This is a genomic window from Phocaeicola dorei, from assembly GCF_013009555.1.
Lineage (GTDB): Bacteria > Bacteroidota > Bacteroidia > Bacteroidales > Bacteroidaceae > Phocaeicola > Phocaeicola dorei.
Genome location: NZ_CP046176.1, coordinates 1,432,800 through 1,446,178, shown reverse-complemented (window position 1 = coordinate 1,446,178; position 13,379 = coordinate 1,432,800). Strand labels below are relative to the sequence as shown.

The 13,379-nt window shown below is 47.5% G+C and carries 16 protein-coding genes and 1 pseudogene; 2 read left to right on the top strand and 15 right to left on the bottom strand.

Annotated elements, in window-relative coordinates; translation table 11 throughout:
• Positions 1-6: 6 nt before the first annotated feature.
• From GKD17_RS05755 to GKD17_RS05710, 10 genes are all read right to left on the bottom strand, one after another.
• The gene (locus GKD17_RS05755) at positions 7-279 is read right to left on the bottom strand and encodes a hypothetical protein (protein ID WP_007897422.1); all 273 of its coding nucleotides are present in this window, start codon (positions 277-279) and stop codon (positions 7-9) included.
• A gap of 32 nt (positions 280-311) precedes the next feature.
• Positions 312-1,133 carry a M23 family metallopeptidase gene (locus GKD17_RS05750; RefSeq protein WP_005816253.1) on the bottom strand — a complete coding sequence of 274 codons (822 nt, stop codon included), beginning with the start codon at positions 1,131-1,133 and terminating at the stop codon, positions 312-314.
• 15 nt (positions 1,134-1,148) lie between these two features.
• The gene (locus tag GKD17_RS05745; protein WP_005816251.1) at positions 1,149-1,811 is read right to left on the bottom strand and encodes a hypothetical protein; all 663 of its coding nucleotides are present in this window, start codon (positions 1,809-1,811) and stop codon (positions 1,149-1,151) included.
• A 93-nt stretch (positions 1,812-1,904) separates the two neighbouring features.
• Positions 1,905-2,588: a hypothetical protein gene (locus GKD17_RS05740; RefSeq protein WP_005816248.1), complete on the bottom strand. Its 684-nt coding sequence runs from the start codon at positions 2,586-2,588 to the stop codon at positions 1,905-1,907.
• 17 nt (positions 2,589-2,605) lie between these two features.
• Positions 2,606-3,307 carry a hypothetical protein gene (locus GKD17_RS05735; RefSeq protein WP_005816246.1) on the bottom strand — a complete coding sequence of 234 codons (702 nt, stop codon included), beginning with the start codon at positions 3,305-3,307 and terminating at the stop codon, positions 2,606-2,608.
• A complete protein-coding gene (locus tag GKD17_RS05730; RefSeq protein WP_005816244.1) occupies positions 3,288-3,773 on the bottom strand; it encodes a PH domain-containing protein in 486 nt (161 codons plus the stop codon). Before GKD17_RS05730 ends, GKD17_RS05735 begins: the two co-directional genes overlap by 20 nt.
• The gene (locus GKD17_RS05725) at positions 3,770-4,912 is read right to left on the bottom strand and encodes a toprim domain-containing protein (RefSeq protein WP_005816242.1); all 1,143 of its coding nucleotides are present in this window, start codon (positions 4,910-4,912) and stop codon (positions 3,770-3,772) included. Before GKD17_RS05725 ends, GKD17_RS05730 begins: the two co-directional genes overlap by 4 nt.
• Before the next feature lie 30 nt (positions 4,913-4,942).
• Positions 4,943-6,538 carry a hypothetical protein gene (locus GKD17_RS05720; RefSeq protein ID WP_005816239.1) on the bottom strand — a complete coding sequence of 532 codons (1,596 nt, stop codon included), beginning with the start codon at positions 6,536-6,538 and terminating at the stop codon, positions 4,943-4,945.
• A 37-nt stretch (positions 6,539-6,575) separates the two neighbouring features.
• Positions 6,576-6,800: a hypothetical protein gene (locus tag GKD17_RS05715; RefSeq protein WP_005816237.1), complete on the bottom strand. Its 225-nt coding sequence runs from the start codon at positions 6,798-6,800 to the stop codon at positions 6,576-6,578.
• 23 nt (positions 6,801-6,823) lie between these two features.
• The gene (locus GKD17_RS05710) at positions 6,824-7,585 is read right to left on the bottom strand and encodes a DUF4099 domain-containing protein (protein ID WP_005816235.1); all 762 of its coding nucleotides are present in this window, start codon (positions 7,583-7,585) and stop codon (positions 6,824-6,826) included.
• 220 nt (positions 7,586-7,805) lie between these two features.
• On the opposite strand from GKD17_RS05710, the gene GKD17_RS05705 reads away from it, so the two are divergent.
• On the top strand, positions 7,806-8,435 hold the full coding sequence (locus GKD17_RS05705) for a M23 family metallopeptidase (RefSeq protein WP_007837448.1): 630 nt from the start codon (positions 7,806-7,808) through the stop codon (positions 8,433-8,435).
• A gap of 162 nt (positions 8,436-8,597) precedes the next feature.
• Here the strand turns inward: GKD17_RS05705 and GKD17_RS05700 are convergent, their stop codons facing one another.
• From GKD17_RS05700 to GKD17_RS05685, 4 genes and pseudogenes are all read right to left on the bottom strand, one after another.
• Positions 8,598-9,155, bottom strand: coding sequence for a DUF4411 family protein (locus GKD17_RS05700; RefSeq protein ID WP_005816230.1), 558 nt, complete (start codon positions 9,153-9,155; stop codon positions 8,598-8,600).
• Positions 9,146-10,288: an ImmA/IrrE family metallo-endopeptidase gene (locus tag GKD17_RS05695; RefSeq protein ID WP_007897423.1), complete on the bottom strand. Its 1,143-nt coding sequence runs from the start codon at positions 10,286-10,288 to the stop codon at positions 9,146-9,148. The genes GKD17_RS05700 and GKD17_RS05695 overlap by 10 nt, the downstream gene beginning before the upstream one ends.
• A 234-nt stretch (positions 10,289-10,522) precedes the next feature.
• On the bottom strand, positions 10,523-10,711 hold the full coding sequence (locus GKD17_RS05690) for a hypothetical protein (protein ID WP_005816226.1): 189 nt from the start codon (positions 10,709-10,711) through the stop codon (positions 10,523-10,525).
• Positions 10,708-11,205 (bottom strand): annotated as a pseudogene (locus GKD17_RS05685) (SIS domain-containing protein); the annotation flags it as partial. The pseudogene GKD17_RS05685 and the gene GKD17_RS05690, both read right to left, overlap by 4 nt.
• 139 nt (positions 11,206-11,344) lie before the next feature.
• Here GKD17_RS05685 and GKD17_RS05680 point away from each other — a divergent pair.
• A complete protein-coding gene (locus GKD17_RS05680; protein WP_007664617.1) occupies positions 11,345-12,631 on the top strand; it encodes an IS1380-like element ISBaov1 family transposase in 1,287 nt (428 codons plus the stop codon).
• Between the two features lie 153 nt (positions 12,632-12,784).
• On the opposite strand, the gene GKD17_RS05675 is transcribed toward GKD17_RS05680, so the two are convergent.
• On the bottom strand, positions 12,785-12,985 hold the full coding sequence (locus GKD17_RS05675; RefSeq protein ID WP_007837439.1) for a hypothetical protein: 201 nt from the start codon (positions 12,983-12,985) through the stop codon (positions 12,785-12,787).
• Positions 12,986-13,379: the final 394 nt, after the last annotated feature.

Here is a 13,379-nt window from a genome sequence, read left to right as displayed (position 1 = left end):
CCTTGTTTATATATTATACTGCTGTAATATCTGTTCCTTTGTCTGCTCGATGGCATTGTGATATATCTCCATCTGCTTAGGATAGTGTTCCTCCAACCATGCGTCCTTGTCCACTTGGCAGTGGATGAACTGCACGGCCATACGTTCCTCAATCTCCACGGAGGGTTCCCCCTCTTCCTTACCATTGAACCATGCCTTTGTCCACCATCTCACGCCAGCCCGGTCGGGATAGACGCTCACTATCCTCGGAATGTCGAAGCTCTGGATATCCACGTCCAAGTCGGCAAGAGGGTCGATGATGCCGTCATGCGTCAGGGCTTGCTCTTGGAGTTTTTTTTTAACACCTCGTCCATCGTGGAGAGATATACCTGATGTCGCATGGCAAGATAGTTGAGAAAGTCGGCAATGAGCAGGTTCTGCACCTTAGTCGCCAAAGGCATACAGCGGTTGCCGATGCCCAAGGGATTAGCCATGCTCGGCATGGTCTCGTAGAAATAATGCTTGCTCGCTCCCAACGAGAAGATGTTTCTCAACGACTGCTCCGTATGTTCGGGCAGAGAGTATGCTCCTTGTTGAAGGTCCTCGAAGTAGGAGGGAAGGAAGCGGAGCATCAATGCCTCTATCTCCTGACGGTCGGTGTCGTAGGGTGAAGGGATGTTCATGTCCAGTTCATTGATGCCCATTTGGGAATTGTGCTCCAATGCCTTGATATTGCCGTAGAGCATGGTGAGGAACTCCAACGGATTGATTTCCTCTCCGTCAAACCTCACCTCCATGTGCAGCAGGTCGCCACTGATGGCGATGGTCTGACCGGCCTTGACGCTTTGGGAGAAGTTGGCGAAGACATTGGAGAGATGCCTGTAAGTCACTTCGTATTTGCCGTAGCGGATGGTCTGGTAGATGCCATGCTCCGCGTCCGACCCAATGGCAGAGACGGTTCCCGTTGCCACCGCCGACAGCAGGTAATGGTTCACTGAGAAGTCTATGCCGTGATGGAAGAATGTTTCTCCCGTCACGGGATTTTTCTGCTCTCCGTAACCCAAGGACATCTGCACGTCCTGCTTTATAGGCTCCTCAAACGGCATACAGTAGCCGCTCGATGAGCGCAGTATCATTTCTTCTGTATATCTCATATCACTGTATATTGGTTATCGTTTCATCCCTCTGCTTTGGGTCTCTGCTTCTTTCATGTTCTGCCCATGTGAAGACGTACCGCCTCTGTTAGGCAGAGTTTGCGCCACCTTAGAATTGTTCCCGATGATCATCGCTCCAAGCAGGGCACCCGCAATCTTGCTCATCCAACCAAAGCGTCCGAATACCATGAAGGCGGCAGCCACCAGTCCGACGATGCTCATACCCGACACGTTGCCCTTGCCGATATTGCCAAAGAGATTGCCTATCATGTCGCATCCTACGCCTCCGAACATATTCCTAAAGAAATCACTGATGCCGCTGAACTGGGTGTCCATCTTTCCGGCTACAGTGTTCACCGCATCAACGGCTTCACCAGCCTTGCCCGTCAGACGTTGCACATCGTTGGCGGTTTGTGCCACCGCTTCCGTGGCATTCTCGCCGATGACAGCATCACCTACGATGCGTGCCACGCTCTTGTCTGTGGTCAGCTTCTCCCATGTCACATAGCCTGCGGCACTACCCACTGCGGCCGTCTGCATAGCCTTGCCGGCTCCCATAAGGGTGCGTTGCGGGTGGAGTGCCGCACTGCCTAAGGTCTTTCCAGTTACTCCGATGACATGGCCAGTACCTCGTGCCGCCTTGCCACCATATTTCAATAATGAACTCCAAAATCCCATATCTTATCGTTTTTTAATCACGGTTTGACTTCGTCTTCTTCTGTCACGACTCGGCATAGCTCGAACAAGTTCGGCTCTGCTCTCGCTGCTCCATCAGTTTACGTTCTTGCCCACCTGCTTCCACCGCCTCTTGGCAGCCGCTGCTATCTCGGCTTTGTTCGCTTTGGTGGGTCTTGCCCCTTCGTCTATCTCCATCCAAACATCGCCCATGGTGGTGTATTTCACCGCCCTCGTCAGTCGCTTCAACTGCTTGTTCATCTTCTTCAGTTTGGGTCGGATGCCGAAGACTATCTCCACACGCTCCTTCTCGGTCATCTTGTTGCCCGACAGGCATACCGTGCGTATGTCATTAACTATCTCGATGCTGTTCATAATCAGCTCGCGGTATATCTTGTTGCGCTTGGCTGACAGGGCTACGGCAAGTCCGTTGGCAGGATGGGCATCCAACTGCGCCACCAATCCACCCATATTGTCCACCAACTGACCTATCTCGTGATAGAAACCATATATCTGTGCGGCATAGCTGACGATGGAACGGAAGGAGTCCAGATAGTTGTTGAACTCCCGCTGCAGGTCGGTAGTGGCTTCCACTTCCTCCTTGGTCCAGATATGGCCGGTGGATTGTAGCAGCATCACTTTCTCCTGATTCTTCAGTTCTTTCTCCGCCTTGTTGGTGTACATCAGAATCATCCCCGCAAGAGTCGGGTCGTTCTGCGCCCGCACTCCTGCAAAAGATGATATAAACATAAAAATGGCAATTGATATGAAATACTTCATGACTGATTCCTTTATCGTTAATCACTGATGGTCATACGTCCTGCTCTGCGCCATCTGCTAAGGGCTTGGGTGGCTATCTCTCCATTGCTTCGGTCTATCATCCCTGCCGTCACGCCGTTCCACACATCGGTCATGGTGTAATATCGTATAGACAGATAAAGACGATGCAGCTTCTTGCTGAAGGCACTCAGCTTGTCGTTCAGTGCCCACAGCGTCTTGCTCCTTTCCGCACCAGTCAGCATGTTCTCTTTGCCTCCTTTGGCGACTGCATCTTTCAGCAGTGTGAAGACGGACACCAATTCCGTGGCGGTCTCCATATACAGGTTGTTCATCGAGAGGGTGGCAACGATGCCTTGCGGATTATTGTTGATGGCCTTGCGCATCTTACACAAGGTGATGAATATCTTCACTCCATCGTCGTACAGATAGGTACAGGCTTTGAGGGAAGAGGCATAACCACTGGCGGTTTTCAGATAACTGTTGTACTTCTTCTCCCATTCGTGTATCTTGGTGAACTCTGCGGCGATGGTATTCTGCAACAGGGCAGTCTTGGTCTGACCTTTGATTTCCTTCTCTATCTCACCGTTGATGGCTTCGTTGCCCTCTGCTAATGCCATCCATTCCAAAGGGTTGGCAGTCACAATCTGTGCATGGGCTGACGGCACGCTCAGTACCAATGCCACGACAATGAACCAAATCTTATCTATTCGTAATCTCATATACGCCCTTTCTTCGTTTGTTCGTTTCTACTCTTGTTCGTATCACACTCACCACGTCATAGCTGTTGCTGATGCCGGTCATTTCCAGTTTCGGTGTCGTTCTATCCATCGACAACACGGTCACGCTTTTCAGTCCGCATAACTGTTGTATCAATGTCTGATGCTCGGCAAAGTCCACCACTCGGTACAACTCCATGTAGTTCACGCTCCGCTGAAACACTCCGTGCTCACAGATGAGTTGCTCGCTCCCGATATGGTAGCGGATACTCCTCAGATAGATGAATCGGTAGAGTAAACAGAGGGAGAACAGGAGGCTGAAGACAAGCAACAGGGTACTATATGCACAACCGGGCAATCCTCCGATTAGGAGCATTGCCACGCACAACAGCAACAGAGGCAGTTCGTTGATGAAAAACTGTCCGATGCTGGGGCACAAGGTGATGATGCTATTATCTTCTTGTCTCATACGCTTCTATGATATGTGTTCTTTTCTTCTTTTTCCCTTTGTTTCTCTGCCTTGCCGGCTGCGATAAACTCGGCATAGTCGAAGGTATCTGGTTCGCCCTTGGCAATCAGTTCTGCTGATTTCTTGTTGAGCAGCGCATCGTTCCAGTCCTTGTAGCAACCCAATGGATGATAGGCTTGCACATGCTCGTGACGGAAGCCCATCTCTGCTGCCACCTTCCTGAAGTTTGCAACAAACTGCCGCCCTGCATCGTCCTTGTCAAAACCCAAATAGTGCCGTGCGTTGGGAGTAACGGACAGAAGTCCTCGCATCTGTCCCTCGGTGGGTGTGCCGCCCGTAGATACATACACCATCTTTACAGGATTTATCTGATACTCTGCCATGGCATCGTAGGCACTCTCAAACCATACAATTTCGCTTGCTTTATCCAACGGCTCGCCCGTGAGGTTGGCAATCCACAGTCCTTCACTGCTGTTGCTTCCTTCTGCCTTGCCCTTGTAACCGCCGCTACCGTCCATCTTCGGTCGTCCTCGTTCCTCAAAGCCCACAGTCTTGTCGGGTGTCTTGGGCAGTACAAGCGGAAAGGCAAGGTTGGCAAAGGTAAGTCCATCCGTCCGATGCTTAGTAGCCAGACAGAAATGCCGATGAAAAGCATACTGCGTATAGAGGTCGATGCCTCGGAACTTAAAATAGGGATAAAACCTTTTCTGCGTTTCCCTGTCCTGCGGATTGAACTTGTGGATGTCGTAGTCATTCAGGTTGAATGGCTTTCCGTCCTTTCTTGGTTCTGTAATCTTCGATGGTCTGTCCTCTATGGGTTGGTTGAGCAGTCGGTTGCAGACGAGGTTGACGAGTCGGTCAGGAGACATTCCCACCTTGTTCTCTGAAAACATTTCTGGATGCTCCTTGATGAACGAAATGACATTATACACCTTCTGCTGCGGTGGTTGGAAGCAACATTTCCCATTCTGCGTGACAATGAACTTATCACCACGCACCCGTCTGCCCTCACTGTCAGTACGCACATACGACGGATAACGCAAGCCATCTCTCTTGTTCAGATGATACCCTGCGTCCACCAGTACTTCCTGTATGCTCAACCTGTCCAGAAAGTCATCGTATGTCAGTTCACTACTCATTATAAATTATAAATTGTAAATTATACATTGTTAATATCCTCTCCTTATCTCCGTGGCAACATGATTTGCTTCTGCCTCAAAGTACCTTGCCGCAATCTCCTGTGGCGAATCCACTCCCGGTTTGAAGTAAGGACGTGGACCGCCATGATGCTCTGCATAGAACTCCGGGGCTGGATGGTGATGATGGTGGCTTATGTCATGCGCCACCTCTGCTGTAACGACTGCTCCTGCCGTCAGAGCCGCCAATATCTTCGTGCCCAGTCCGGCGTTGGTTTCGGGGCGTGTCTTCATATCCACTTCACTGAAAACCTTGGAGAAGAGTTTCATGCGATGGTAGTCATCCACCGCCAAGAACTTGTCGTAGTCCTTCTGCTTGATTTCGTGCGTGATGGCTTCTCCATTGATAATGGCGGTCATGCGATACTTATCTTCGCCTTTCTTATCTCCCTCCATCGGAGGCACTTTCTCCACCATGATGTCACCGACTTTCACTTCACGCCCATGCGCTCCCTCACGATACCAACCCTTGTTCTCATTAATCAAGGCAAGGTCTTCACCTCTCACCATGGCATCGCCTTGCAACACGTCACGTCTGACAGTCTCGTCCTCTTCCAACGGAAGCAACCGTTCCTCGTCTTGTTGCTGACGCTGCTGCAACTCCTGTTCAAGTTCGGGATGCAGATGCAGGTCGATGCGCTCCTTGCTATTCAGTGTGTCCATCAGGATTTTGTCAGCAAAGTCGTCCTTGATGATGCCATTCAGCAGTTCCAAGCGTTGAACGACGGGCACTTCCTTGATGGAGTTGGAGGTGAGTTTCTTCAGTTCCTCATCTGTCAGGTCATACACCATGTCGGCATTGACGCTGTTCGACTGAATGGTCAGCGTCTTCGCATTCTCATCAATGATGATGCCATGCGATGCCAGACACTCCTGCCACTTCTCATTGGTGAAATAGACAGGCGAGGTAATCAGTTCCTTATAAGGCTTGGCTGGCTCCGTGCTTCTCGTGCGGCTGATGGAAGGCATTATGATTCCCTCCAAATCTTTCAGCACATCCTGTTGCTGAGGGCTATAACTCTGTTGCTGTCCCTTATAATAGAACCCATAACCGCCGCTCTGCAATTCGCCAGGCTTCATTCTGCCGTCCCAACGTTCAGGCACAATCGGGGCTTCGGGGAAGAACAATCGTCCTCCAACTCTGCGAAGATGGAATCCCTCCTGACTGCGTGGTGTCCAACCTAAAAAGGGTGGTGGCATATCGATGCGCCCCATCCGTCCATACTCGCCGATACCAACACGATAGCCGTGCAGCCCCATAGCTACACGACCGTTGGCATTGCGTGCATGAACGAAGTTCTTGGGCATATAGAAGTCGTTGCCCACAATGCCCGTAAAGGTATTGTAGGCTAACTTGTTGGCATGATTCGTACCCCAGTCGGTCAGAGCCAACATCTGCTTCTCGGTGATGTTATAGGTAAGCAGCGGACTGTCATGCCCTTGCACCACAAGCTGATAGCCGCTGCCATTACTCACCACATGAGCCTGCATACCATTGCGCATGAGCAAGTCACGCATCTCTGGTTGCAGGTCCATCTGTTGGGGATTCGTATTCTTTCTTATCGCCATACTTATTCTTCACTCTTCATTCTTCACTCTTCATTTATCATGCTTCACCGTTCTCTATTGCCTTCTCCAGTTCCTCATCTTTGTGATGGACAAACTGCTCCGCACTCTCTTCACAAATGCAGAGTCCGTTGTTCAGACAATAGCTCTCATATTCTTCCTGCCATTCAGCAGAATGATGGTTGACATACTCCAACCAACCGTACTCGCCGCTCTGTATCTTCTCGACGAGCACATCCTCTGGATAATATTTATTTGATGCCATATACTTATTATATTATGTGTAGATTATTTGTGCATGGAAAAAGAGGCGCGGTTGCGCTCTCCATTCTTCTTCTGCTCATTCCAAAGTTCTTCCGTGTATTCCTCTTCAGGCACATAGTCAAGATTACCGTCATCGCCCATTACCCAACAGCCATAGCACCCGAAGGTGTATTTGTCCCACTCTCGCTTGGTGTTCTCCTTCCACTTCTGACTGTCGCCTTGATTAATCCTTATGCCGGTCTTATCGTTCAGGTCAATACCCACCGTCACCTGTTCGTCCTCCATGATGAGCGTGAGCGGCTCACCCTTCTGCATCACGGTCAGTTCTGCCGAACTCAGTTTCAGTTCATCCTTCAGCACCTCCAAGTTGCGCCCGATGACAGGCGTAGGTACCGACATCACCTGATTGGTCTCCGTGTCAATCTGCACGAAAGCCTTGCTGCTCCTGCCATCAGCATCCTTAACATCGGCAAGGATAGCCTTTCCAGCCAGCAAGTCCTCCTGCTGTTCCTGAGTAAAAGCCTCCAATGGTGATTTCTCCAACTGCGGATAGAAGACCACATCCACCTTGCCGTCCTCCATACGGACCAACGCAAATCGGGTGCGGCTCTTCAATGTCTCGCCCTCATCATTATTCACCTGAATGGGCAGCAACGGTGAACGTCGTCCCTGACCAATATCTTCCAACGCCCACATGGGCAGGTCTTCAATCTTCTCTTGTGTGAGACCAAAACGAGCCAGTGTCTGATAAGGCACCTCGCTCTCTTCAAATCGTACTTGCTTCATACTTTAACTTTGAATTTGAAATTAAACTCATGCAAAGTTATATACCTATTCAGAGACAAGCAGAATTGCATAAGATAATGCGTGTTATTTTTGACGATTATTATTATTTGAGTTTGATTTCTGCTCAAAAATCAAACTCGATTGCTATATTATGTTACAATCTTCTTGTCTTCCCTTTGTTCTTTATGCCAGTCAAAGAATTGCTTGTTACTTTTGCACCATGAAACGATTTCTACTCATCACAATAGCAGCAATATTCTGTTCATCAGCAACAGTATGCGCTCAGTTCAATACCGTCACACAGACTAAGGTACACCGCAAGGCTGTGCCAAAAACGACGCAGTCCGCAACATCCGAACAACTGCCTCCGTGCTCGCCGCATCAGCGGCGAGACTCTCTTGCCTTTGCCCCATTACAAACCCAAACGGAGCAGACCGACCGCCACACGGCACTTGTCAGTCCACTCCGTCATATCTCTGTCACCAGCCCTTTCGGCTACCGCAGAGACCCATTTACAAAAAGAAAAGCCCTACACAACGGGCTTGATTTGAAGGCAAATTACGAACCCACATACGCCATGATGCACGGCGAGGTCATCAAGGTAGGCAAGGACAAACGTTCAGGCCTCTATGTCACCCTCCGTCACGGCGACTTCACCGTCAGCTATTGCCACCTCTCCCAAACTCTCGTCACCAAAGGCACCCACGTCCGTCCCGGCATCATCATCGCGCTGACAGGCAACAGTGGTCGCAGTACTGGTCCCCACCTGCACCTCACACTCAAAGACACAAAAAAAGGACGAGCCATCGACCCGTCCATTCTTCTCAATCTTATCAAGCATCCACTCTAATAGAACGCCTTGTCTTTTGTCGTTCACATCACCCCTTCCGCATTGCAATAATGTCTTAAATATCTAATCCTCAACAATTTCTATTCTTGAAAAACAAGTGTTTTATTCACGAATATAATATGATTTCGTGAAAGATGTCATAAGATGATACTAATATCTATGCTATTTGTCAATAAAGAACCCGTTTCTATGCAGATATTCTGAAACGGTTAGTGTTCCAATCCCTATCTGCTCACACAACAAAGGAAGTTTCTTGAACAACTTACCGTCATTCTGCTGCCTTGTTTCCTCCGTCATTACTTGCATCTCTTCCAGATGGATAGCGTCCGAGTGTCGTACATTCAGTGCATAAATGATAATCTTAGCATCACCTGTTTTAAGGTATTCTTCCTTTTGCTCTATGTATTCTTCTTCAGTCAGTTCCTGCTTCTTCAGTCTTACACAGAAATTGTTGTCTATCATGTTGCTGAATCTCTCTGGGGCACATGGAAATAGATCCTTTGTCGGAATGACCAATTTCTTGTCTTTGAGGAAAGGCATCTTTTCAACTGCAATTCCTTTGGAGGTGCGTTTTGATTCATCCAGAATCACATCAAGTAGCATCAAATCCTTGCGGGAGAACGCCTCTTCCAGGAATGAGTACAACTGTCCGTCCTTATCCAAGGGAAGATAATTCTTGGCAATCATCACCAATGAGCATGTATCAACAACTATCGCCATAACTCCCTCTCAAAATTTGCTGGTTTGACATTGAGTCTCGAACAGAAAGTGGTCTCGTTGACCACTCCATTGAAATAGGCATATTGCATGGTTTTCAAGAATAGCGGAGAAATGATGGGCTTTGGTGTTCGCCCGCCTCTCTTCTCAGAGTTTTTCAACTTTTCCTGTTCCTCTCTTCTTCTGTATTCCTCTGCCAATTCACTCTTGACATTGCTGTAGCTCGAATAGCTGATTTTCCTGTCGATATACATCCTTGTATATAAGGCAAGACGGCTAATGTGCGTCCGTGCACTGATAGCCTTGAAGAGGTCAATGCAGTAGTCGTTACGGGAATCTACACATGCTATGTTAGCAAGTGTTTCTGCTTCTTGTCCCATAATGAACTGATATGCAAAATCATTGCACCATCTTTCGACATCACTGTATGAAGTCTGTGCCGAGATGTCCATCATGTCCACCGACTCCACTTCTTCAATCCCCAATAGACAATGCCCCAATTCATGCGCCAGAGTGAATATTTCTCGCTTGTAATGCTTATGATGCTTAAGCACTATCACATTGGGCTTAAGGTAAAAACCGTCAATGTTGGTTTTCTCTTTCTTGTTCCATGTCTCTATGTATTCAAAGACAAAAATGCCATGATCGGCGATTTTTTCTATCATCTTCACAAGAAACTGCCTATGATTGACAGTTTCCCCGGGATAAAAAAAATCTCTTGCACGTACGGCTACTGTCTTAGGGTCATCTTGTAGGGTGTAGTGTTCTATGTCAAACTTCACATCCAGTTGCGACAGTTTGTTGTATGCATCCAAAGCGTTTTTCAGACTCTCGAATCGGTTTACAGTACGGATCGACTCCAAGTTCAGCTCTGTTCCGAATGAGGTCTTGCGGAAGAAGATACTGCTGCTTGCATTGGTTGACAACTTAGAATAGTCTTGAAAGAAACTGACTTCTTTGTCGAATATCTCACCTATACGCTTCAACACCCCCAAATCAATAGAATCTCCACTGATGTCTGCGGCTCCTGTTATCCGTTTCCTGCCTTTGTTCAGAAGAGACAACAAGTCATCCACCGACATCTTGTATAATGCCAGCAGGTATTCTAAACGTTTCTTGTTAATCTCTACTTTCATATCAGCCTCGATTGAACTATTGTTGTTTTGATGCAAATGCTTAGGCACAATTTTGCGTTGCAAAATTACACATTTTCACTTAAATGGGCGAATTTTCATGCTGAATATCACTGGAATTTATGTTTATTTTGCTAAATCGCTACATTTCGCCACCAAAAAGACACAAAAATAGGACGAATCATCGACCCGTCCTTTTGTTTTTAGCCTTTTTCGTTCTAACCACAGCCTGCAATGTTATTCATCAACTGGTTCATCACTCGCATGTCTCATTTCGTAAACTGTCCATAAGGCTAACACACATTCAATGGCTATCACGGTAATGGCCGCAGTCATGCCCCACCAGTGGGCAATAAGCATAAAGATGCCAGCCTCAATGCACAACGCAAAGAGGATGGTAACAATAAGTGATAATATTCTATTCATTCTACGGTAACTGATTTAGCAAGGTTTCTTGGCTGGTCAACATTCCTATCCTTGTTGATGGCGATGTAATAGGCCAGCAACTGCAATGGGACGGAAACAACGAGAGGTGTAAGGCATTCGGGTACGTCGGGCACTTCAAGGCAATGGTCGGCGATGTCCTTCATTGCGTCATTGCCCTTGGTAATGATGGCGACAACCGTACCGCCACGCGCCTTCACCTGCCTTACATTACTGATTATCTTGTCATACAGCGAGTCCGTTGGAGCAATGACCACCGTGGGCATCTCGCTATCTACAAGTGCAATCGGTCCATGCTTCATTTCCGCAGCAGGATAACCCTCCGCATGGATATAGGATATTTCTTTCAGCTTCAACGCACCTTCAAGGGCGGTGGGGTAGTTGTACCCACGACCGAGATAAAGGAAGTTGCGGGCATAGGTGTATATCTTCGACAAGTTCTTGATTTTGTCAGCAAGTCCCAACACATCTTTTATATACCTTAATTCCGCAACACTATTATAAATATAACTTTTTAAGTACCTGAGCAACAAAAAGTTGCTCAGGATTTTGTCATGTCAGATTTTTCACCTATCTTAGTGTTGCAAATCAAAATATGTATCAAACCCGACAGACATGGCAAAGAAAGCAATAAAATCTGAGAAACTCACTCCTTTTGGAGGAATATTTGCAATGATGGAGCAATTTGACTCCACATTGTCATATGTAATTGACACAACCCTCGGTCTAAGATGCAGGCTGTATGGTTATCAATACAGCGAAATCATCCGTTCTCTCATGAGCATCTACTTCTGTGGCGGCTCATGTATTGAGGATGTCACAACTCATTTGATGCCCCATCTCTCGCTTCATCCGACACTTCGTACCTGCAGCTCTGACACTATCCTCAGAGCGATAAAGGAACTGACGCAGGAGAACATTTCATACACGTCAGATACGGGTAAGAACTACGATTTCAATACGGCTGACACCCTCAATACCTTACTGCTCAATTGTATGTGTGCAGCTGGTCAGCTGAAAGAGGGTGAGATGTATGATGTTGATTTCGACCACCAGTTCATAGAAACAGAGAAATATGATGCAAAGCATACATACAAGAAGTTCCTTGGTTATCGACCAGGTGTGGCGGTTATTGGAGATTTGATTGTCGGCATTGAGAACAGCGACGGCAACACAAACGTCCGTTTCCATCAGAAGGACACGCTGAAGAGATTCTTCGAAAGGTTTGAACAGAACAATCTTGTTATCAATCGTTTCAGAGCTGATTGCGGCTCGTGCTCTGAAGAGATCGTGGAAGAGGTTGCCACCCACTGCAAGACCTTCTATATCCGTGCCAACCGCTGTAGTTCGCTCTACAATGACCTCTTCGCTCTCAGAGGCTGGAAGAGGGGAGAAATCAACGGCATTGAGTTTGAGCTGAATTCCATTCTTGTAGAGAAGTGGAAAGGCAAGACATACCGGCTTGTGATTCAAAGGCGGAAACGGATGGACGGTGAGCTTGACCTCTGGGAAGGAGAATACACATACCGCTGCATCCTGACCAACGACTACGAGCCTTCCGTAAGAGAGATTGTCGAGTTCTATAACCTCCGCGGAGGAAAGGAGCGCATCTTCGATGACATGAACAATGGTTTCGGATGGTCCAGATTGCCCAAATCCTTCATGGCAGAGAACACAGTGTTCCTTCTTCTTACAGCACTTATCCGTAACTTCTACAAGGTCATTATCCAAAGACTTGACGTAAAGAGGTTCGGACCCAATAAAACAAGTCGCATAAAAGCGTTTGTCTTCAGATTTGTCTCTGTACCAGCCAAATGGATCAGAACATCAAGGTGGTATGTGCTGAATATCTATACCTGTAATAATGCTTACGCAGATGTATTCCAGACTGATTTTGGATGACGACTACAACTTATGGGTATGATACTGCGTATTGTCTCAAGTCGCATTGTGGGGTAAGGGGGTATTGTAGGCAGAAGTGGGTATTTCAGCCTCAATTTATCTAATAATTCAGTAATGAGAGAACGTGTACACGTAAATAGGACGATGAAGGACTTAGTTGCGGATTTGAGGCTTATGAAAAGCGTATTGCTTTCTCAATACATGCCGTTCCTCTTCGCTCAGCGACAGGAAATAGGCTTTCCATCCCGGACAGAAATTGATGTGCCATCGCCAAAAACGACCCAACAATGACTTGGGTGAACGGTCGTATCGCCGCCTCAGTGGGCACTGCTGACAGTTATGTTTCTTTTCCAATACTTTATCTATTTATCTTTCGTAAAACTCTCGTGGCAAAAATAAGGATTATTTTCAGTGATCAAGCACACAGTTCATTAAAAAAGAGAGGATTTGCTAAGATTCAGAATAACGACGAGCCATCGACCCCAACGGGAGTCGAACTTCAAGTAACCGCACATGATACAATGTGCGGGTCGAAGTGCCTTCCCAATCCACGACCCCAACGGAGGTCGAACCTTTCTACAGATTATATGGTTCGACCCCGTTGGGGTCGGATGTATAGGAGTCATCTGGCCATCCGCAAGTCTTTGACATTGCGGTTAACGGGGGTGAGACCCTTTTCAGGGTCTGTTTGTTTGCACACCTTCATTCTACATAAACGGCTAAATTCAAATATTAAAAGCGTTTACAT